This is a genomic window from Microbacterium sp. F2 (assembly GCF_052274505.1).
Taxonomy (GTDB): Bacteria; Actinomycetota; Actinomycetes; order Actinomycetales; family Microbacteriaceae; genus Microbacterium.
On sequence record NZ_JBNVBV010000005.1, the window covers coordinates 19,749 to 38,971 of the forward strand.

22 protein-coding genes are annotated in these 19,223 nt (G+C 66.5%); 15 read left to right on the forward strand and 7 right to left on the reverse strand.

The window, feature by feature from the left end; all coding sequences use genetic code 11:
- Nucleotides 1-3: 3 nt before the first annotated feature.
- Together ACQVDU_RS10245 and ACQVDU_RS10250 are read right to left on the reverse strand one after the other, a co-directional pair.
- Entirely contained in the window at nucleotides 4-987 is a 984-nt protein-coding gene (locus ACQVDU_RS10245; protein ID WP_443477060.1) for a cation diffusion facilitator family transporter, read from the reverse strand.
- A gap of 41 nt (nucleotides 988-1,028) precedes the next feature.
- A complete protein-coding gene (locus tag ACQVDU_RS10250; protein WP_443477061.1) occupies nucleotides 1,029-2,141 on the reverse strand; it encodes an alpha/beta fold hydrolase in 1,113 nt (370 codons plus the stop codon).
- A 150-nt stretch (nucleotides 2,142-2,291) separates the two neighbouring features.
- Between ACQVDU_RS10250 and proC the strand changes: the two genes are divergently transcribed.
- The 3 genes from proC (at nucleotide 2,292) to ACQVDU_RS10265 (ending at nucleotide 5,245) form a co-directional block, all read left to right on the forward strand.
- Nucleotides 2,292-3,128 carry a pyrroline-5-carboxylate reductase gene (proC, locus tag ACQVDU_RS10255; RefSeq protein WP_443477062.1) on the forward strand — a complete coding sequence of 279 codons (837 nt, stop codon included), beginning with the start codon at nucleotides 2,292-2,294 and terminating at the stop codon, nucleotides 3,126-3,128.
- A 61-nt stretch (nucleotides 3,129-3,189) separates the two neighbouring features.
- Complete coding sequence (locus ACQVDU_RS10260) at nucleotides 3,190-4,557, forward strand: TrkH family potassium uptake protein (RefSeq protein ID WP_443477063.1); 1,368 nt, start codon at nucleotides 3,190-3,192, stop codon at nucleotides 4,555-4,557.
- The gene (locus tag ACQVDU_RS10265) at nucleotides 4,550-5,245 is read left to right on the forward strand and encodes a potassium channel family protein (protein WP_331792242.1); all 696 of its coding nucleotides are present in this window, start codon (nucleotides 4,550-4,552) and stop codon (nucleotides 5,243-5,245) included. The genes ACQVDU_RS10260 and ACQVDU_RS10265 overlap by 8 nt, the downstream gene beginning before the upstream one ends.
- Nucleotides 5,246-5,281: 36 nt before the next feature.
- Here the strand turns inward: ACQVDU_RS10265 and ACQVDU_RS10270 are convergent, their stop codons facing one another.
- A complete protein-coding gene (locus ACQVDU_RS10270; RefSeq protein WP_292710799.1) occupies nucleotides 5,282-5,953 on the reverse strand; it encodes a potassium channel family protein in 672 nt (223 codons plus the stop codon).
- A complete protein-coding gene (locus tag ACQVDU_RS10275; protein ID WP_443477064.1) occupies nucleotides 5,946-7,382 on the reverse strand; it encodes a TrkH family potassium uptake protein in 1,437 nt (478 codons plus the stop codon). Before ACQVDU_RS10275 ends, ACQVDU_RS10270 begins: the two co-directional genes overlap by 8 nt.
- Before the next feature lie 104 nt (nucleotides 7,383-7,486).
- On the opposite strand from ACQVDU_RS10275, the gene ACQVDU_RS10280 reads away from it, so the two are divergent.
- The 3 genes from ACQVDU_RS10280 to ACQVDU_RS10290 all read left to right on the forward strand — a co-directional run bounded on the left by ACQVDU_RS10280 (nucleotide 7,487) and on the right by ACQVDU_RS10290 (nucleotide 8,388).
- Complete coding sequence (locus ACQVDU_RS10280; protein ID WP_443477065.1) at nucleotides 7,487-7,894, forward strand: ArsR/SmtB family transcription factor; 408 nt, start codon at nucleotides 7,487-7,489, stop codon at nucleotides 7,892-7,894.
- Nucleotides 7,895-8,005: 111 nt separating this feature from the next.
- Nucleotides 8,006-8,197, forward strand: a complete 192-nt coding sequence (locus ACQVDU_RS10285; RefSeq protein WP_195692293.1) for a helix-turn-helix domain-containing protein — start codon at nucleotides 8,006-8,008, stop codon at nucleotides 8,195-8,197.
- A gap of 92 nt (nucleotides 8,198-8,289) precedes the next feature.
- Nucleotides 8,290-8,388, forward strand: coding sequence for a 30S ribosomal protein bS22 (locus ACQVDU_RS10290; RefSeq protein WP_003792170.1), 99 nt, complete (start codon nucleotides 8,290-8,292; stop codon nucleotides 8,386-8,388).
- A 164-nt stretch (nucleotides 8,389-8,552) separates the two neighbouring features.
- On the opposite strand, the gene ACQVDU_RS10295 is transcribed toward ACQVDU_RS10290, so the two are convergent.
- Nucleotides 8,553-9,848 (reverse strand): mechanosensitive ion channel family protein, encoded by a 1,296-nt coding sequence (locus ACQVDU_RS10295; protein WP_443477066.1) that lies wholly within the window; start codon nucleotides 9,846-9,848, stop codon nucleotides 8,553-8,555.
- Nucleotides 9,849-9,963: 115 nt separating this feature from the next.
- On the opposite strand from ACQVDU_RS10295, the gene ACQVDU_RS10300 reads away from it, so the two are divergent.
- Together ACQVDU_RS10300 and ACQVDU_RS10305 are read left to right on the forward strand one after the other, a co-directional pair.
- Complete coding sequence (locus tag ACQVDU_RS10300; RefSeq protein WP_363493739.1) at nucleotides 9,964-10,254, forward strand: glutaredoxin family protein; 291 nt, start codon at nucleotides 9,964-9,966, stop codon at nucleotides 10,252-10,254.
- Nucleotides 10,251-10,574, forward strand: coding sequence for a Dabb family protein (locus ACQVDU_RS10305; RefSeq protein WP_363493737.1), 324 nt, complete (start codon nucleotides 10,251-10,253; stop codon nucleotides 10,572-10,574). Before ACQVDU_RS10300 ends, ACQVDU_RS10305 begins: the two co-directional genes overlap by 4 nt.
- Here the strand turns inward: ACQVDU_RS10305 and ACQVDU_RS10310 are convergent.
- Complete coding sequence (locus ACQVDU_RS10310) at nucleotides 10,571-11,389, reverse strand: tyrosine-protein phosphatase (protein WP_363493735.1); 819 nt, start codon at nucleotides 11,387-11,389, stop codon at nucleotides 10,571-10,573. The two genes, ACQVDU_RS10305 and ACQVDU_RS10310, sit on opposite strands and share 4 nt — an antisense overlap.
- A gap of 31 nt (nucleotides 11,390-11,420) precedes the next feature.
- Complete coding sequence (aspS, locus tag ACQVDU_RS10315; RefSeq protein WP_300591321.1) at nucleotides 11,421-12,764, reverse strand: aspartate--tRNA(Asn) ligase; 1,344 nt, start codon at nucleotides 12,762-12,764, stop codon at nucleotides 11,421-11,423.
- 57 nt (nucleotides 12,765-12,821) lie between these two features.
- Between aspS and ACQVDU_RS10320 the strand changes: the two genes are divergently transcribed.
- The 7 genes from ACQVDU_RS10320 to ccsB all read left to right on the forward strand — a co-directional run bounded on the left by ACQVDU_RS10320 (nucleotide 12,822) and on the right by ccsB (nucleotide 18,916).
- On the forward strand, nucleotides 12,822-13,322 hold the full coding sequence (locus tag ACQVDU_RS10320) for a DUF6264 family protein (RefSeq protein WP_300591320.1): 501 nt from the start codon (nucleotides 12,822-12,824) through the stop codon (nucleotides 13,320-13,322).
- Between the two features lie 93 nt (nucleotides 13,323-13,415).
- Nucleotides 13,416-14,057 (forward strand): DedA family protein, encoded by a 642-nt coding sequence (locus tag ACQVDU_RS10325; RefSeq protein ID WP_300591330.1) that lies wholly within the window; start codon nucleotides 13,416-13,418, stop codon nucleotides 14,055-14,057.
- A 67-nt stretch (nucleotides 14,058-14,124) separates the two neighbouring features.
- Complete coding sequence (locus tag ACQVDU_RS10330; protein WP_228177865.1) at nucleotides 14,125-14,754, forward strand: histidine phosphatase family protein; 630 nt, start codon at nucleotides 14,125-14,127, stop codon at nucleotides 14,752-14,754.
- 1 nt (nucleotide 14,755) lies between these two features.
- Nucleotides 14,756-15,376, forward strand: a complete 621-nt coding sequence (locus ACQVDU_RS10335; RefSeq protein ID WP_300591319.1) for a TlpA family protein disulfide reductase — start codon at nucleotides 14,756-14,758, stop codon at nucleotides 15,374-15,376.
- Entirely contained in the window at nucleotides 15,373-16,128 is a 756-nt protein-coding gene (locus tag ACQVDU_RS10340; protein ID WP_331792247.1) for a cytochrome c biogenesis CcdA family protein, read from the forward strand. The genes ACQVDU_RS10335 and ACQVDU_RS10340 overlap by 4 nt, the downstream gene beginning before the upstream one ends.
- A 4-nt stretch (nucleotides 16,129-16,132) precedes the next feature.
- Entirely contained in the window at nucleotides 16,133-17,842 is a 1,710-nt protein-coding gene (resB, locus tag ACQVDU_RS10345; protein WP_443477067.1) for a cytochrome c biogenesis protein ResB, read from the forward strand.
- Between the two features lie 9 nt (nucleotides 17,843-17,851).
- Nucleotides 17,852-18,916 (forward strand): c-type cytochrome biogenesis protein CcsB, encoded by a 1,065-nt coding sequence (gene ccsB, locus ACQVDU_RS10350; protein WP_300591556.1) that lies wholly within the window; start codon nucleotides 17,852-17,854, stop codon nucleotides 18,914-18,916.
- The last annotated feature ends 307 nt before the right edge of the window (nucleotides 18,917-19,223 follow it).

Genomic DNA, 19,223 nt, shown 5'->3' on the forward strand with positions numbered 1-19,223 from the left:
TTTCTAGGGCCGAGTGTCGGTGCCGTCGGCTGCCGAAGCGCCGGCCGTTCCGGTATCGGCAACCGGTTCGGTCGGGGCATGGTAGATGTCTGGCTCGAGATAGATCACCCGGGCGATCGGGACGACCTCGCGGATCCGTGCCTCGATGGCGTCGATGTCGGTGGCGACCTCGCCGAGGGTCTTGTCGGAGGTGAACCCGAGCTTGCCGGCGACCATGAGTTCGTCGGGTCCGAGATACAGCGTCTTCAGATGGATGACGCGCTCAATCTCGTCGCCGCTCTCGATCGCGGCCACGATGCTGTCTCGATCGGCGCGGGTTGCACCCTCGCCCACGAGCAGGCTCTTGGTCTCGATGCCGAGCGTGACGGCAACCAGGATCAGCAGTGAGCCGATCAGGAGGGTGCCGATCGCGTCGTAGACCGGGTCACCCGTCAGCCACGACATCCCGACGCCGAACAGGGCGAAGACGAGGCCTGTCAGCGCCGCGACATCCTCGAGCAGCACGACCGGCAGCTCCGGCGCTTTCGCATGGCGGACGAACGCTACCCAGGACTGGTTCTTCGGACGCACGAGGTTGCTCTCGTGAATAGCCGTGCGCAGTGAGAACGACTCGAGCCCGATGGCGATGAGCAGGACGATGATGGGTACCCACACGTTTTCGAGCTCGTGCGGATGCGTGAGCTTGTCGATGCCCTCGTAGATCGAGAAGAGCCCACCGACCGAGAACAGGATGATCGAGACGACGAACGCATACACGTAGCGCTCGCGGCCGTACCCGAATGGATGCTCCGCGTCGGCTGCACGCCGTGACTTGCGCCCGCCCAGCAGGAGCAGCAGCTGATTCCCGGAATCGGCCACCGAGTGGATGGCCTCGGCGAGCATCGACGCAGATCCGGAAACGAACCACGCGACGAACTTCGACAGCGCGATCCCCAGGTTCGCGAGGAACGCAGCAATGATGGCGCGATTACCGCCCGATGCACTCATGAGCGGGAGTCTAGGCCCGTCGCGTGTCGGGCTCGTGCCGCTCAGTCGGCCGAGCGCAGGATGATCGTCTCGGTTGCGGGGAGCGAGGTCGGCGGTTGCCCGATGTAGCCGATGACCTGCAGCAGAGCGTGGCGGAACTCGACCGGGCGCTCGAGGTGGGGTGAGTGGCCAACACCCTCCAGGCTCAACTCTTCGACGTGCCCGCCGGCCGCAGCGTAAGCCTCAAGCACATCACGGGTCTGCGACACCATCTGCTGGGCGGGTGCGACATCCTCTCCGGGCCACCCGGGGATGATGCCGAGAGCGCCGAGGTGGTTGAGGTCATAGAACGATGCGTCAGACACGATCGCGTCAGCCGTACCGTGCACCCAGAGGATTGGCGGTTTCGGCTCGAGGTCGACGATCGACGCGGTGTTGAAGTACTTCGGCGCCATCGTGTTGAGAACGCCCACGGTCCCGGCAGCAAAACCAGGCCAGTTCTCGCTCGGCACGCCGTCGCCGGGGTAGTTGCCGGATGCCGTGGATGTCGTGAGCATCGAGGCCACCCAGATGTCTTCGTTCTCGCTGCTGTAGCCGGGGGCCACGTAGCCGGAGCGGAAGACGCTGCGGGGTGAGGTCTGAGCCTCGTCGCTCGTGTCGCCGGCGGTGAGTCGCTCGACGAAGTCGGGGTTGCCGCCGCCGCCGCCGGTGCCGGCATCGTCGTCGGTCAGGCGGCTTCCGTCGCGGCGCGTGCCGCCGAAGCCGTACGGCGAGACCGGGGCCTGCAGCGTCAGACTGAGGACGGGGTGATCGATCGCGTACTGCATGACGACGCCGCCGCCCATCGACCAACCCACGAAGTGTGCGGTGGGGATGCCGAGAGCCTCCATCGTCGCGAACACGTCGTCACTGAAGTCGCGCACTCCCCGGGTTGCGTCCACTGGCAGGTTCTCGGTTCCCCCGAAGCCCCGCAGATCGATCGCGATGACGCGAAGATCGGACGGCAGATCCTGCATGATCTCCTGCCAGAACAGCGCAGACGAGACGTTCCCGTGCACGAACACGACAGTGCGGTCGGCGGGTGTCGTCGGGTCATCCTCGGCGCGTTCCAGGATGTTCACGGCGAGCCGAGGGGTCTCGATCGTGCGGGAGACAATGCCGTCGAAAAGGGTCATAGCGGATCCTTGGTTCTCGAGTGTTCTGGAGTGACCCAGGCCGGGGACGCGTGCGTTGCGCCGACTCCTCCGACGATAGCCCGCCCTTGCTGTGGGAAGGGAGACGCCGAGCGTGAAAATTGGCAGAACGTCCGCGCCTAGGATGACGCCATGGCATCCTCTGCACCGTCCTTCGTCGTCGCCGTCCTCGGAGCAGGTTCGATGGGGGGTGCGATCGCGCGCGGGGTCGCCGCATCCGGCGCAGCCGATGTCATCGCAACCAACCGCTCGGGGCAGAAAGCCGCCCTCCTCGCCGACCTCCCGGGTATCCGCAGCTATGCGCTCGAGGAGTACCCGGAGCGCAACCGGATCTCGGCTGCCGAAGCCGACGTGATTCTCGTCGGCGTCAAGCCCGCGATGGTCCCGGAGCTGTTGCGCGAGATCGCTCCGTCGCTGCGGCCCGGGGCAATCGTGGTGAGTCTGGCCGCCGGCGTGACGACGGCGACATATGAAGCGTTGCTTCCCGAGAGCGTCGCCGTGCTGCGATCCATGCCGAACACACCAGCCCTGGTCAGCCGGGCCGTCACGGGACTTGCGGCAGGCTCACGCGCGAGCGAGGCTGACCGCGCGAGAGTGCGCGGCCTGTTCGAGACAGTCGGGGTCGTCGTCGAGGTCGACGAGGAGCAGATCGATGCCCTGGGCACGATCTCGGGGTCGGGACCTGCCTACGTCTACCTCCTCATCGAGGAGTTGGCCCGGGCAGCCGAGGGCAAGGGCTTCACACCCGAGCAGGCAAGGCTGCTCGTCGAGCAGACCTTCATCGGCGCGGGCGCGCTGCTAGAGGCATCCGGAGAGGACCCGAGAGAGTTGCGCCGGCAGGTGACCAGCCCGAAGGGCACGACCGAGCGGGCGATCGCGGTGCTTCAGGATGCCGATCTGGGCGCCCTCTTCGGACGGGCGACGGATGCCGCGCTCGCCCGCTCGCGCGAGCTCGCCGCAGGCTCCTGACCGAACCTTCCGCGCGAGGGGCCGCGACACGCCACGGGGCACCGGCGTATGCTTCTCGTTCGTGACTTCCCGCGCGGCGTTGACGTCGTCGACGCGACGAGGCTGGTGGCGACCCCACCCGGCCCAGGTGATCGTGTTCGGCTTCGCCGGCGCTGTTCTCGCCGGTACTGTACTGCTTCTTCTCCCGATCTCAGCGGCCGACGACCGCAGCACCAGCGTCGTAGATGCGCTGTTCACGGCGACCTCGGCGGTGTGCGTCACGGGCCTCACGGTTCTGGACACGGCGACGCACTGGAGCGGTTTCGGGCTCGTCGTCATCATGCTGCTGATTCAGCTGGGTGGCCTCGGGATCATGATCTTCGCGTCGCTCGTCGGTCTGCTGATCGCCCGACGGTTCAGCGTACGGGCCCGCATGACGGCAGCCGCCGAGGCGGGAGCACTGTCAACCCGCGATGTGAAGGGTCTCGTCCGTGGCATCGTGCTCATGTCGCTGGTGATCGAGGCTGTCGTCTTCGTCTTCCTTTTTCCGCGGTTCTTCTTTCACTATGGCTACGGCGTCGGCGAGGCAGCGTGGCACGCCCTGTTCCACTCGGTGTCGTCGTTCAACAACGCGGGGTTCGCTCTCTACACCGACAACCTCATTCCCTTCGCCGCTGACCCGTTCATCGTGCTGCCGATCTGCGGCGCGGTCATCCTCGGCGGGATCGGATTCCCGGTCCTGCTCCAACTGCGCAAGGAGTTTCGCAAGCCCCTGCACTGGAGTATGAACACCCGCATCATGCTGTGGGGCACTGCCGTGCTGCTGGTCGCCGGAACGGTGTACATCACGGTTCTCGAATGGTCGAACGAGGGCACATTCGGTAGCTACCCGCCCGCCGATCGGGTGTTGATGGGTTTCTTCCACTCGGTTCAGACGCGCACCGCCGGTTTCAACTCTGTCGATATCGGTCAGATGCACGACGAGACCTGGCTCGGCATGGACGTTCTGATGTTCATCGGGGGAGGACCCGCCGGCACGGCGGGTGGAATCAAGGTCACGACCTTCGCCGTGCTGTTCTTCATCATGTGGACGGAGCTGCGTGGCGAGGCAGCGGTCAACGTCTTCGGCAAGCGACTGTCTCGCGCGGTGCACCGGCAGGCGATCACCGTCGTTCTCGTCGCGCTCGGCGCCGTGATGGTAGCCACCATCACGCTCATGATCATGACCGGGCGCGGTCTCGACGAGATTCTCTTCGAGGTGATTTCCGCGTTCGCTACCGTCGGCTTGAGCACCGGCATCACAGCTGACCTGCCAGCGGGCGGCGATATCGTCCTCGTTGTTCTTATGTTCCTCGGCCGCCTCGGTCCACTCACCCTCGGATCGGCTCTCGCACTGCGCGAGCGCCGCATCCTGTATGAACTTCCCAAGGAAAGGCCCGCCATTGGTTAGGTTCGCCCTCTTCGCCGACTCCTCCCGGCGTATCGCCGAGGCAGATTCCGTTGCCGTGATCGGGCTCGGGCGCTTCGGCAGTGCCCTGGCTCTGGAGCTGATGGCAGCGGGCACGGAGGTCCTGGGCATTGACACCGACGAAGACCTCGTCCAGTCGCACAACGGTGAACTCACGCAGGTCGTGCGCGCCGACGCGACCAAAGAGGAAGTACTGCGTCAGCTCGCCGTCGATGAGTTCGACCGCGTCGTCATTGCGATCGGCCAGGACCTCAAGGCCTCCATCCTCACGGCATCCCTGCTCATCCAAATGAAGGTTCCCGTGATCTGGGCCAAGGCCGTTGACGATCAGCACGGCCGCATCCTCGAGCAGCTCGGCGTGCATCGCGTGATCTACCCCGAAAAGGACATGGGTCGACGGGTCGCCCACCTCGTTCGAGGCGCGGCCAAGGACTATCTCGAGATCGAGCCGGGGTACTCGCTGGCCAAGATCACGACTCCCGACCTGATCGTCGGGACGCCCCTGGGCCAAACCACGCTTCGTCGCAAGCACGGCGTCACGGTGACCGCTTTCAAGCACGCCGAAGAGACGTGGATGAACGCCGACAACGAGACCGTCCTCGCTCACGGCGACAGCATCCTGATCGTCGGCCCCACGGATCGGGTCGAGGCCTTCGCCCAGCTTCGCTGACCCCTCGCGGAGGAGTTCTGGTGCGGAGCCGGCTGGTTAGCGGTCGAGGGCGGCGAAGCGCTCGATGTCGCTGTTGGTGCCTGACACGATGATGAGGTCGTGGTTGGTCACCACCGTGTTCGCCTCCGCGTAGCGGAACGGCTTGCCCGGGCTCTTGACGCCCACGACCGTGACGTTGTACTTCGAGCGCACGCCCGATTCGTTCAGTCCCACGCCGCGGATGAACTTCGGCGGGTACATCTTGGCGAGCACGAAGTCGTCGTCGAAACGGATGAAGTCCAGCATCCGCCCGCTCACGAGGTGTGCGACGCGCTCGCCGGCTTCGCGCTCAGGGTAGATGACGTGGTTGGCGCCGACGCGGGCGAGGATTTTCCCGTGCGACTGCGACACCGCCTTCGCCCAGATCTGCGGCACCTTGAGGTCCACGAGGTTGGCGGTGATGAGCACTGACGCCTCGATCGAGGACCCGACGGCAACGACGGCTACCTGGAAGTCCTGGGCACCGATCTGCTTGAGGGCATCGATGTTGCGGGCGTCTGCTTGCACCGTGTGCGTGACACGCTCCGACCACTTCTGGACGAGCTCGAGGCTCTCGTCGATCGCGAGGACCTCGCGCTCGAGGCGGTCGAGTTCACCGGCGCAGGCGGCGCCGAATCGTCCGAGTCCGATGACGAGGACAGGGGAGTCGCTTCGGATGCGCTCAACCAACGATGGGCCTTTCCACGGGCAGCGAATACAGCTGCGAACGGGATGTCGCGGCCACGGCCGCGGCGAGTGTCACTGTACCAACGCGTCCCATGACGATCGTCACGGCGAGGACGTATTTCGCCGAGTCCGGCAGGGTCTCGGTCAACCCGGTCGACAGGCCCACCGTGGCAAAACCCGAGATGACATCGAACAGCACCGAGGCTACATCCGCCTTCGTGATCTGCAGAATGATGACCGTCGAGACGGCGACGATCGTCGATCCCCAGGCGAGCACCGAGAGCGCCACCCGCAGGACATCGCTCGGGATGCGGCGGCGGAAAACCTGCGTCGAGTTGCGTCCCTTCGCCTCTGACCAGACAGCGAGGGCGATGACAGCCAGTGTGGTCACCTTGATGCCGCCGGCCGTGGAGGCCGATCCGCCGCCGACGAACATGAGCATCATCGCGACGATCTGGCTCGAACCGTTCAGCTCCGACATGTTGAGGACGGCGAATCCGCCGGATCGGGTCATCGCCGAGAGAAAGAACGACTGCATCGTCGTATCGGCGGCATCCAAACTGCCGAGGGTCGCCGGGTTGTTGAATTCCAACCCCAGGAAGACGAGCCCGCCCACGACGAACAGGGTGGTCGTCGTGATCAGGGTGAGCTTGGTGTGGAGGGGCCACCGACGGATGTGCCACAGCTCCCGCCGCAGCGCGAAGATGACGGGAAACCCGATCGACCCGAGGAAGACCCCGCCCATCAGGACGAGGAGGACCCAGTAGTTGTCGGCGAACGCACCGACCCCCTCGACATTGGGGGTGAAGCCGGTGTTCGTGAACGCCATCGCGGCGTAGAACGGCGCCTCCCAGAGCGCGACGTTCCATTCGATGCCCGAGGCCAGCATCCCGGGATACAGCAGGACGGCGACGACGAACTCGATCACGAGGGTCGAGAGGGCTACCACCCGCAGCAGCGCGCCGATATCGCCCAGCCGCACGGTCTGGCTCTCATTGACCGGTCCGCCGTGGCTGCGCAGGGGATTGGTGTCGCTCGCGGCGATGAGCTTTGCCCGCAGGCCCAGTCGCCGCGAGATCACAAGGCCGAGGATGGAGGCGAGCGTGAGGACGCCCATCGCGCCGATCTGCACGCCGATGAAGATCAGGACGTGCCCGAACGGTGACCAGTGGGTGGCCATGTTCACGGTTGCCAAGCCCGTCACACAGATCGTCGATACCGCTGTGAACAGCGCGTCGGCAAAAGCTGTCACCTGACCGTTCGCCGACGCTATCGGCAGGGAGAAGAGCCCCGTGAAGATCAGGATCAGACCGACGAACACGAAGATCGCGAACCGCGACGGTGAGTTCTGAGCGACGGTGCGGAACAACTCGAAGAGGCGGTGCCCCAGGGTGCGCAGAGGATGCGGCGTCGCACGCACGCCTTCGGACATCCCCACCCTCCCTGGTGACTCGCTCGGTGGCTCACGCGGCGGCGCTGTCGGCCGGATCGCTCACTCATGCTACTGCCGGGCGCGCACGCGACTACCCTGAACACATGGCGGACATCTTCGACGTGATCGCAGACGGCACCCGGCGCGACATCCTGCGGCTCTTGCTCGACCGCGAGTCCGCGTCCGACTCGGGTACGAGTGTGTCCCAGATCGTGAGTGAGCTTGGTGTCAGCCAACCCACGGTCTCCAAACACCTGAAGGTGCTGCGCGATGCCCATCTCGTCTCCGTTCGGGAGGAAGGGCAGCATCGCTACTACAGCCTTTCGCCGGAACCCCTCGACGAGGTCGACGATTGGCTCGTCCCGTTCCTGACCACCGAAGACGACCTTGAGTTCGAGCTGCCCGTCGCACTGTCTGACTCTGCAGCGCACGCAGCCGAGGCGGTAGGCCGTGCCGCGGCATCCGCTAAGTACGCCGTCGCCAACGCCTGGCGAAAGCTCCCCGGCCGGTAACCACTCACGTCACACGAGTCACACCGGTTTACACGCGTCTCGCGCAGGCTCTAGAGTGTTCGCTACCGCCGGTGCGTCGTTCCGGCGCGCTGGGCGTGGAAAGGGGAGGCCATGGCAGAGCTGCCGGATGTGCGCTTCCTGACGGTCGCGGAGGTCGCTGACCTGATGCGGGTGTCGAAGATGACCGTCTACCGTCTGGTGCACAGCGGCGAGCTGCCGGCAGTGCGCTTCGGACGAAGCTATCGTGTACCGGAGTCTGCGGTGACAGCAGCCCTTCAGCGGCCCATCGCCGACGTCGGCTAGACTGATCCGAGGCATTTTTCCATTCATGCCCGTTCCCGGGCGAGAACGCACGCCGCGTTCGACGCCCAGACCCCGACATTGTGAGGTTTTCCGTGGGTTCTGTCATCAAGAAGCGCCGCAAGCGCATGGCGAAGAAGAAGCACCGCAAGCTGCTTCGCAAGACTCGCCACCAGCGCCGCAACAAGAAGTAAGTTGCGGCCACCACACCAAGCGCCTGTCCGAGGGACGGGCGCTTCGTGTTTGTGGACACGGCGCTGACGGCATCCTGTCTGCCGCGCGCCCGCCGCACGGAGGTCGGCAATCTCGCCGAGGTAGGCGGGCCTGGGCAGAATCCGTCCTACCTTGCTGATTTCTCCTACGTCGGCGATTCGCGCCGGGCGTCTTCCGTGTCGCCATCGGCGTCATCTGGCGCGTCATCCTGAATCGGGATCGCGTTGGTGTATTGAGCGGCACGCGCCTCTCCTTGCGCGCTGCCCGAGAACAGCCCCTCCACGGCGCCGGTGTTCGTGCTTTCGGCCTCGGTGGCTTCGGCCGGCTGCGTGACTAGGATCCGCTGCACCGGAAGTGCGTCCGGATTGGTGCTGCGCACCCAGGCGACCATCTCTTCGCGCACCAGGCACCGTAGGTCGAAGAGCGTCCCCGCGTTCGCGGCGGTGACCAGGATGCGTACCCGTACCAGTCCGCCGGTGGCTTCGGTCACCTGGAGCACTGCCGTGCGCCCGTCCCACAACTCGGTCTCGCTGACCACGCGCTGCAGGTGCTCGCGCATACGGGCGGTGGAGATGCGCCAATCCACGTCGAGCTCGACAGCTCCCAGCAGCTCGCTGCCCCTGCGTGTCCAGTTCTCGAACGGCGTCGTGGTGAAGTACGTGCAGGGCAGCACCAGACGGCGGTCATCCCAGAGGTCGAGGACGACGTAGCTGAGGGTGATCTCGCCGACGCGGCCCCACTGGCCGTCCGCAACGACGACATCATCCACGCGCAGGGCTTCGCTGAAGACCAACTGGATACCGGCGAACATGTTGGCGAGCACGGACTGTGCCGCAAGTCCCGCGACGATCGAAGCGATACCGGCCGATGCCAGAACGCTGGCGCCGAATGCCTGGATCGACGGGAAGGTGAGCAGCGCCGCACCGATGGCGAGGATGACGATGATGACCACGGCGACGCGGCGGAGAATCAGCACCTGGGTACGGATGCGTCGAGCGACGCGATTGTCGGGCACGTCGATCCGGTAGTGGCCGAGTGCCATCTCGGTGGCGAAGCGCACCAGCTCGATCAGCAGCCACGCCGCCGCCGCGATTGAGGCAATCGCCGCAGCGCGGTCGATGACGGCATCCCACGCCGCATTCTCGGCGGCATTGCCGCCTGCAAGCCCCAGCGGGAAGGAGCGGTCGATGGCGATCCACAGGGCAATGATCAGGATGATCGTGCGAAACGGCCGCCGTACGTAGCGCACGAAGCTCTGGCCCCATGGCCGTCGCCGGAGCGCGAGTTTCACGATCCCCGAGACGATCACGGTCAGCACGAGTGCCGATACGACGGCGACGACCACGGCGATTGCGAATGTCAGCCAGGGTCCGAGGGTCGCTGTCGTCGCATCGACGACGTCTGTCGCGCTCTGCCAGTGGTGCTGGCGCAGGTTGAGCATCCGTTTCTCCCTCCGGGGCCTTCGTCCACGCTACGGGGCGCACCGGGGGCACCCGCAAACCGTGCGCCAGGAACACAGGAGGCTCGGAGGATCGCCGCCCCCGTACGATGGCACCGTGACGACAGTGACTCTCATCGGCCGGGACGGATGCCACCTGTGCGATGTCGCGCGGGGCGTGATCGACCATGTTCTCGCAGATCTCCCCGACGAGCAGGCCGATGCGGTGACGGTCACGGAGCTTTCCATCGATGATGACCCGGCGTTGTCGGAGCTGTGGTGGGAGAAGATCCCGGTCGTGCTCATCGACGGCGACTTCCACGCGCACTGGCGCCTCGACGCTGCGCGGTTGCGTGCGGCGTTGGAGAAAGCGGATGCCACGCCCCGGGCCCAGGAGGTGTCGCGATGACGCTGCGTCATGTCGTGATGTGGACGATGGCTGCAAGCGATGCCGCCACGCGCGCGGAGCACGCGGCCGAGGTCGCGCGGCGGCTGAACGCCCTGGTCGGCGTTGTTCCCGAGATCCGCGCGTTGTCGGCCGGTGCCAACAGCGAGTATCCGGACGTCAATGCGGATGTCGTCCTCATCATGGATGTCGACGATCTCGATGCCCTCGAGGCCTACCAGGTGCATCCAGCCCACGAAGACGTCGCCGCCTACATCCGCAGCGTCGTGGCATCCCGTCACGCCGTCGACTTCGTCATCTCGTCGCGGCGCTCACGGTCCTAGACGAGGCGTCGCCGCAGGGCGTCGAGTTCGGCATCTGTCAGTCCACCTGAGCGCAGGTAGCCGGCAGCGCCGTCGTAGTTTGCATCCACCCACTCCAACGCGGTGAGGATCGCGACCGGCGGCGTCGCGGCGACGAGATCATCCAGCGCGGGTGTGCGGGGGAGTCCCATGGCCTGCAGCATGCCGAACATGCGCTCGGTCCAGGGGCCAGCGAGGTTTCGCTCCGAGGAGGCGTAGTCATCGACGATCGCGGCTCGTTCCACGCCGACGGCGTCAAGGATGAGCGCAATCGCGACGCCTGTGCGATCCTTGCCGGCCGTGCAGTGCACGAGCACGGCGCCGTCGGATTCGGCTACCGTGCGCGCCGTCTCGGCGAAGGCGCTCGCGCCGTGCTGCAGCATCGAGACATACAGATCGGGCAGTGAGGGGATCTGGGCCAGGGCTGCCTCGATCGCGCGGGATACGGCCTCGGGATCACTCTGCTGCGATGCGGAGCGCAGCACCTCCTGAGCCAGCCCGGCCATCGCTCCCTCAAGCACGCCGAGCTGAACGACGCGCGGGGGCCGCGTCGCAGGCAGGATGTCGGGCCCCATCTGACGCTCCATGTCGGTCCGGAAGTCGATGACGACCTCGATGTCGCTCGCGGCGAGTTGCTCCAGACCCCGAGGTGTCAGGCCGCTGAGGGCGTCCGACCGGTACAAGACCCCGGCCCGCGTGCGATCACCCGACCCCAGGGGCAAGCCGCCGATGTCGCGAAAGTTGTGTGTCCCCTCGGGGCGCACGGGTGAGAGATCGGATGCCGGAGCTGCGGTCATCCTCCCAGCGTAGGCGTGACCGGCACCCGGCTCAGGGCGCGAGGCGCGTGGGGCCGCGGAAGAGGAACGTCACCTCGCGGATGGAGGATTCGCCGAGTAGCAGCATCAGAAGGCGCGCGAGGCCCATCCCGAAACCGCCGTGCGGCGGGACGCCGTAGCGGAAGAAGTCGAGGTAGTGCTCGAGGCCTGCGACATCCAGACCCTTCTCGGTGGCCTGCGCCTCAAGAACCTCGACGCGGTGCTCGCGCTGCGCGCCCGTCGTGATCTCGGTGCCGCGGTAGAGCAGGTCGTAGCTCTTGGTCATCCCGGTCTCGGGGTCACGCATGTGGTAGAACGGCCGGATCTCGGGGTGGTAGTCGGTGACGAACACGAAGTCGTGGTCGTACGTCTCTTTCACGTATGCCGACAGCTGACGTTCGCCTTCGGGGTCGAGGTCGCCGTCAGCGCGGGGGATCTCGTACCCGCGGGAGGCGACGATCGACCGGGCCTCGGCAAGGGGAATGCGGGGGAACGGCAGCGTCGGAACCGTGACCTCGAGCCCGAACAGCTCTTCGATTTCAGCCCCGTGCTTTTCCTTCACAGCCGCGATAGCCGTCTGCAGCAACTCTTCCTGCATCCGCGCGACGTCTTCGTGCGAGTCGACCCAGCTGATCTCGGCGTCGATGGAGGTGAACTCGGTGGCGTGACGGCTCGTGAAGCTCGGGTCGGCACGGAAGGCATCAGCGATCTCGAACACCTTGCCAAAGCCCGCGGCCTGCGCCATCTGCTTGAAGTGCTGGGGGCTCTGCGCCAGATACGCGGTCTGGTCGCCGAAGTATTCGAGCTGGAACAGCTCAGCCCGCGACTCGGCGGGGCTCGACATGAGCTTGGGGGAGTGGATCTCGATGTAGTCGCGCTCGATCCAGTAGCTGCGCATCGCGTGCTCAAGCGTGGTCTGCACGCGGAAGATCAGGTTGTTGCGGGCCTGACGCAGGTCGATGAAGCGCCAGTCCATGCGCTTGTCGAGCCCGCTGTCTGCGGCGATCGGGGTCTCGGGGTCGGATGCCGCGGCGATCTCGAGAGTGTGGATCTTGATCTCGACGCCCCCGAGCTTGACGCGCTCGTCGTGCTTGAGCTCCCCCGTCACGGTCAGGAAGGTGCCCGTCGACAGCGCCGAGATGGTCTCGGTGAGGGCAAGGGCTGCGCGAGCCGCGTCGTCGGCATCCTCCGACAGCTCCCGAGTAGCGGGGTTCACCAGCTGAACGGCGCCGGTCTCATCGCGCAGGACGACGAACTGCACCTTCTTCTGATCGCGCACTGTCTCGACCCATCCGGAAACGGAGACGGTGCCCGCGGGCAGTTGCTTGAGCTGGTTGACCAGGACGCGTTCACTCACGAGCGCCCAGTCTACGGGCCGGTGCGCCGCGAACCGCCTGCGCCCTAGGATGGGCCCGTGAGCGACCCGAAAGACCCCGTCTTCCGCATGGATCCGAGCTCGTTCCGCGTGCAGGAGCCCGAGCGGGCCGAGCACGCCGACGTGCCGAGCGAGACGGATGCCGCAGACGAGGGCGCCGCGGGCGATTCCGCCGAATCCGCGACGCCGGTCGCCCCTCGCCCCCGCAAGCCCCGCCGACCCCTACGGTGGGCCGATCTCATCGTCTCGATCGTGCTGCTTCTGCTCTTGGCGGCAGCAGCAGTGACGGCATCCGTTTTCGGGGCGTTCCTGACCTTCGCATCGGACTCGTGCTCGCCGACCGGGTGCAACTTCAACGTGATGACCATCGGCATCTGGGTTGCAGTGCTTTCCCCATGGGTCGTATACCTCGTCGCACTCGCCGGCTCGATCGTCATGATCGTGCTGCGTCGGATCTCGTTCTGGATCCCGATCACCGCCTTCGTTCTGATGGTCGCGCTCTGGCTGATCGGTGCCGTCCTGGTCTGGGCTGGTACCTGACCCGAGCCGTCCTACACAGGCAGCGTCCAGCCCGCTGTAACCTCGCGGCCGTACCGTGGTGGGGTGCACACCGCGACAGCAGACGGCTCCTGGATGACGCACCTCATCGACTGGTCGGTCTCGCTCATGGAGATCATCGGGCCCGCAGGTGCAGGTCTTGCGATCGCGCTCGAGAACATCTTCCCGCCGCTGCCGAGCGAGGTGATCCTGCCGATGGCGGGTCTCTCGGCCAGCCGCGGGTCGTTCTCTCTTGCGGAGGCCCTGATCTGGACGACCCTCGGCTCGGTCGTGGGTGCCTTCCTGCTCTACGGGATCGGCGCCTGGCTCGGCGTGGACAGACTGCGCACGATCGCGGCCAAGGTCCCGCTACTGCGTCCGGATGACATTGATCGCACTGTCGCGTGGTTTCACCGTCACGGTGGCAAGGCGGTCTTCTTCGGGCGGATGGTGCCGATCTTCCGCAGTCTGATCTCGATCCCGGCGGGCGTGACCCGCATGCCGCTGTGGAAGTTCGGCCTGTTGACCGTCGCAGGCAGTGCCTTGTGGAACACGATCTTCGTACTGGCCGGGTTCTTCCTCGGTGAGGCCTGGCCCGTGATCGAGCGGTACGCCGACATCCTGCAGTACGTCGTGATCGCCGCGGTGGTGGTCGGGATTGCGTGGTTCCTCGTCGTTCGCATCCGTACGCTTGTGGCCGACCGGCGCGCAGGGGATCCCAAGCCCTCCGCGGACTGAGCCCTCGGTCGCAGAGCAGCGAGCGCTCTCAGCCCGCGCAAAGCGAACCCCCACGTAGACTGAGGATGTGCCCGCTGACCGTGTCCATCTCGTGCGTCACGGGGAGGTCTTCAACCCGAATCGGGTCCTGTACGGACGGCTCCCCGGCTACGGGCTGAGCGAAGACGGACGGCGTATGGCGCAACAAGCGGCGGCCTGGATCGGCGGGCTCGAGCGCCCGCTGGCATCCCTCATCGTGTCCCCGCTGCAGCGGGCGCAGGAGTCGGCCCAGCCCTTCATCGACCGTTTCGGTCTGCGGGCCACCACCGACGAGCGCGTCATCGAGCCGACCAACGTCTTCGAGGGAAAGCGCATGAAGCGCGCCCTGATGAACCCGCTGAACTGGCGGTACCTCGCTCGCCCCGCGGTGCCCAGCTGGGGTGAGCCCTACGCGCAGGTCGTCGCCCGCATGGATGCCGCGATGACGGATGCCTGGGGTGAGGCAGACGACGGCGACGTGGTCGTGGTCTCCCATCAGCTCCCTATCTGGGTGACCCACCTTGCAGTTGCCGGGCTTCCGACGCAGCACGATCCGCGGCACCGCCGGTGCGCGCTGTCGAGCGTGACGAGTTTCGAGCGGTCAGCCGACGGGTGGGTCGAGGTCGACTATGTCGAGCCCGCAGCGACATCGGGCGCCATCGACGTCGGGGCGGTGTGACGTGACGATTCGCCGTGGCCGCGGGTCGGCATCCGTCGCTCTCGCGCTGGTTGGCGCCCTCGCGGTGGGCGGAGTGCTCGCCGGGTGCACCGCCGATCCGCTCGCCGACCAGTACCGGGCGGGTGACAACAAGGGCTTCATCGCGCAGAACGGAATGGAAGCCGTCGCGATTCCCATCGACCAACGCTCCGCGCCGCTGAACTTCTCGGGCGTCACCGATACCGGCGAGACGGTGACCAGCGAGGACTACCGCGGTCAGGTGCTCGTGGTGAACTTCTGGTACGCCGCATGCGCGCCGTGCATCGTCGAGGCGCCCGAACTCGAGGCCGCCTACGAGGAGGTCGGCGGGCCGGATGTCGCGTTCCTCGGCCTGAACACCGCCGACGAGGCGCCGACGGCGCGATCGTTCGCCGAAGACAACGGCGTCAGCTATCCGAGCCTCATCTCGGTCGGCGACCGCGAACTCAAGCTCGCGTTCGCGGACGCGACCCCCTTGAACGCGACCCCCGTCACGCTTGTCATCGACCCCGAAGGCCGCGTCGCTGCTCGGGTCATCGGCGCGCTCTCGAGCTCGTCCATCCTCACGACTCTCGTGAAGGAAACGCTCGCGGAGAACGGATGAACGTCACCGACCTGATCGGAGGGGGAGCCCTCTGGGTTGCCGTCCCGATCGCGTTGGCGGCGGGCGTCCTATCCTTTCTCTCGCCGTGCGTGCTGCCTCTGGTGCCCGGCTATCTCGGGTTCATCGGTGGCTCAGTCACCTCGACCCGCAACGACCAGGGGATCGCGGTCCCGAGCCGGGCGCGTCTCCTCGGCGGGGTTTCGCTGTTCATCGCCGGATTCACCGTCGTGTTCATGGCGATCACGATCCTCGGTGGTGCGCTCGGCCAGTTCTTCCTCCGGTATGGCGACCTCATCACCCGCATCCTCGGTGGTGTCATCATCCTGCTCGGCCTCGTCTTCATCGGGCTGTTCGGCTTCGCGCAGCGCACGATCAAACCGCAGGTACGCGGCAATATCGGCCTCATCGGCGCCCCCCTGCTGGGTCTCGCGCTCGGCCTCGGCTGGGCTCCGTGCATCGGCCCGACCCTGGCCGCGATCACCGCGCTGTCCTGGAATTTCGGCGACCCCGGGCGGGCGGCAATCCTCGGTCTCACGTACTCGCTCGGACTCGGCATCCCGTTCGTGCTGCTCGCGCTCGGCCTCGGCTGGGCGACCACCGCCGTCACGTTCCTGCGACGCCACATTCGCGTCATCAACATCACCGGCGGCATCCTTCTGGTGCTGCTCGGGGTCCTCATGCTCACCGGCGTCTGGACGACGCTCATGATTTCGCTCCAGGGGGTGCTCGCCAGTGTCCCCCTCCCGCTCTGACGACGTGACTGTCGATCCGCTCAGACCAGCTGACTACGCCGAATCCGCAGCAGACAGCGCGGATGCCGGTGGTTCGTCCTCCGACGACACCGTCAACTCGCCCGCGCTGGGCGTTGTGGGATGGGCGCGGTGGGGATGGCGCCAGCTCACGAGCATGCGCACGGCGCTGCTGCTGCTCCTGCTCTTGGCCATCGCGGCAATCCCCGGGTCGTTGGTGCCCCAGCGCAGCGCTGACCCGAACGGCGTGAGTCAGTACTTCACCGACAATCCGGACCTCGCACCGATCCTCGACGGACTCCAGCTGTTCGACGTGTACACGTCGGCCTGGTTCTCGGCGATCTACATCCTGCTGTTCATCTCGCTCATCGGCTGCGTCATCCCGCGCACGCAACACCACTGGAAGGCGCTGCGAGCCAGGCCCCCGCGCACTCCCGCCAGGCTCGAGCGGCTCTCGACTCACCGCGAAACGCTGGTCGAAACGGCGGATGTCGATCCCGCAGCCTTCGCAGCCGATGCTGTTGCCGTCGCCGAGCAGCAACTGCGCCGCGGCGGCTACCGAACCGAGCGCTACGACACCGCGCGTCGGGGCGCCCCGAGCTTCAGCGTCTCGGCAGAGCGCGGCTACCTGAAAGAGACCGGGAACCTCATCTTCCATGGGGCGCTCGTGGGTGTGCTCATCGCCGTGGGCGTCGGCGGGGGATTCACGTACACCGGACAGACCGTCATCATCCAGGGCGACACTTTCACGAACGCTCTCGTGGACTACTCCTCGTTCAATCCGGGGCGCTTCGTCGACGAGAACTCTCTCGTCCCCTACGCGATGACGCTCGACGAGTTCAGCGTCAGTTACGTCGCGCCCGATGAGAGCGGGGCGGGTCAGGCCGGAGACTTCGTCGCGCGCCTCACCACCCAACGCGCGGGCGAGGAGCCGACTGCCGGTGAGGTGCGGGTGAATCATCCGTTGGATGTCGCCGGCGATCGGATCTTCCTCATGGGCAACGGATACGCGCCGACCATCACGGTTCGAGGTCCCGACGGCGAGGTCGTGTACTCGGCATCCGTTCCGTTCCTGCCACAGGACCGCAACCTCACCTCGCTCGGTGTCGTCAAGATTCCCGACGGGCTGCCCGAGCAGCTCGGACTCGTCGGCTTCTTCTACCCGACAGTCGCGGAGCTCGAGAGCGGCGCCCTCACGTCGGGGTGGCCGGCACTGGTCTACCCGGAACTCACGTTCAACGTTTTCGAGGGCGACCTCGGGATCGACGGGGGCATCCCGCGCTCGGTGTACGCCCTCGACACCACCGACATGACCCAGCTCACCGGCGGAACCACCGGGGTCGACTCGATCCGGCTTCTGCCCGGGGAGACCGCCGAGATTCCCGGCGGCCGGGGAACGGTCACCTTCGAGGATGATTCGGCCGTGACTCCCGCCGGCGAGCCGGTCAAGCGGTTCGTTTCGCTCTCGATCCACCGCGATGCTGCCGCGACCTGGGTTCTTCTGTTCGCCTCGATTGCCGTCGCCGGGCTGCTCGCCGCCCTGTTCGTGCCCCGCCGCCGCGTGTGGGTGAAGGCGACTGTGCAGGGTTCTAACGTGCGCCTCGAGTACGCGGGGCTCGCGCGCGGCGAGGACCCGACGTTGGATGCCACGGTCGAGCGATTCGCCCGGGACCACGGTGCAGCGCTCGCGGGGCGTAGCCCGGACGAGCGCACGTAAACTGGCACCATGCCCGTCGATTCAGCGCTGTCTCTCGAGTCGGTCTCATTCCTCCTCGTGTGGACCGCCATCTCGATCTATGCGCTCGCGTTCATCGCGTACGTCGTTGACCTGTCCCGCCGTTCGGCGGTAGCCGTCGAGCGCTCCGGCCAGCGCGAGCTCGTCTCGGTGGGTGCCGGCGCGGCATCCGTGGACGGCGCAGCGGATGCGGCATCCGCTGTCGAGGAGCTTCGCGCCGAAGGGCGGGCGGCCGAGGAGAACCTCAACGCCGCGCCCGGGCGCCGCACGCGCCTGCTGTGGGCGCGCATCGGAACGAGCCTGACGTGGCTCGCCTTCCTGTTCCACCTCGGCGGCGTCATCACCCGCGGCATCGTCGCCGGCCACGTGCCGTGGTCGAACATGTATGAGTTCGCGCTCACGGGAACGATGCTGATCGTCGCCGTCTACCTCGGGGTGCTCTTCCGCTACGACCTCCGTTTCCTCGGATCGCTCATCACGGGCATGGTCGTGCTCATGCTCGGCGGCGCATCGCTGCCGTTCACGTTCTATGTCGAGGTCGTGCCGCTGGCCGATCCGCTCAAGAGCGTGTGGCTCGTCATCCACGTGTTCGTCGCGTCGCTGGCAACCGCACTGTTCGCGATCGCGTTCGGCCTGTCGGTGCTGCAGCTCATGCAGGCGCGCCGCGAGCAGCGAGCGATCGCCGCCGTCGGCACCGGCGCGACGGTGCGCAGGGGCCCCGGCTTCCTACGGACCCTTCCCGGCTCGGAAGCACTCGAATCGCTGGCCTACCGCTTTGCGATCATGGGCTTCGTCTTCTGGACCTTCACCCTTATCGCGGGATCGATCTGGGCCAACGACGCCTGGGGCCGCTACTGGGGCTTTGACACGAAGGAAGTCTGGACCTTCGTGATCTGGGTCCTCTACGCCGGCTACATCCACGCCCGCGCGACGCGCGGCTGGCGCGGCTCACGCTCGGCGTGGCTGTCGATCGTCGGGTTCACCGCCGTGATCTTCAACTTCACGATCGTGAACATGTTCTTCAAGGGTCTCCACGCCTACAGCGGCCTCAGCTGAGGCTTTGGCTCGCCCGATCTCCGGGCTAGGTCCGACATCCGTGGCTGAGTCCGCGCTGGCTCGTTCTGGGCTGGCCAGACATTTCAGTCGCGCCTTGACCCGGGTGTCGAGACGTGAGACCCGCACCAAGGCGCGACTGAGCTGATAGTCCGCGGCCCTCAGGGGCGGGCAAGGGATTTCGGTCGCGCCGTCGTGTGGGTATGCGCGGGCAAGACCCGCATCACGGCGCGACCGAACTGATCTCAGCGGTGACGCGAGGCTCCCCATCCTTCGGACGCGGCTTCGTGTGGGTTTGGGTGGGAGGGAC

Coding starts and splice junctions, on each gene's coding strand:
- ACQVDU_RS10245 (WP_443477060.1), bottom strand. CDS start 987: ATGAGTGCATCGGGCGGTAATCGCGCCATCATTGCTGCGTTCCTCGCG.
- ACQVDU_RS10250 (WP_443477061.1), bottom strand. CDS start 2,141: ATGACCCTTTTCGACGGCATTGTCTCCCGCACGATCGAGACCCCTCGG.
- proC (WP_443477062.1), top strand. CDS start 2,292: ATGGCATCCTCTGCACCGTCCTTCGTCGTCGCCGTCCTCGGAGCAGGT.
- ACQVDU_RS10275 (WP_443477064.1), bottom strand. CDS start 7,382: ATGTCCGAAGGCGTGCGTGCGACGCCGCATCCTCTGCGCACCCTGGGG.
- ACQVDU_RS10280 (WP_443477065.1), top strand. CDS start 7,487: ATGGCGGACATCTTCGACGTGATCGCAGACGGCACCCGGCGCGACATC.
- ACQVDU_RS10285 (WP_195692293.1), top strand. CDS start 8,006: ATGGCAGAGCTGCCGGATGTGCGCTTCCTGACGGTCGCGGAGGTCGCT.
- ACQVDU_RS10295 (WP_443477066.1), bottom strand. CDS start 9,848: ATGCTCAACCTGCGCCAGCACCACTGGCAGAGCGCGACAGACGTCGTC.
- ACQVDU_RS10305 (WP_363493737.1), top strand. CDS start 10,251: ATGACGCTGCGTCATGTCGTGATGTGGACGATGGCTGCAAGCGATGCC.
- ACQVDU_RS10310 (WP_363493735.1), bottom strand. CDS start 11,389: ATGACCGCAGCTCCGGCATCCGATCTCTCACCCGTGCGCCCCGAGGGG.
- ACQVDU_RS10325 (WP_300591330.1), top strand. CDS start 13,416: ATGACGCACCTCATCGACTGGTCGGTCTCGCTCATGGAGATCATCGGG.
- ACQVDU_RS10340 (WP_331792247.1), top strand. CDS start 15,373: ATGAACGTCACCGACCTGATCGGAGGGGGAGCCCTCTGGGTTGCCGTC.
- ccsB (WP_300591556.1), top strand. CDS start 17,852: ATGCCCGTCGATTCAGCGCTGTCTCTCGAGTCGGTCTCATTCCTCCTC.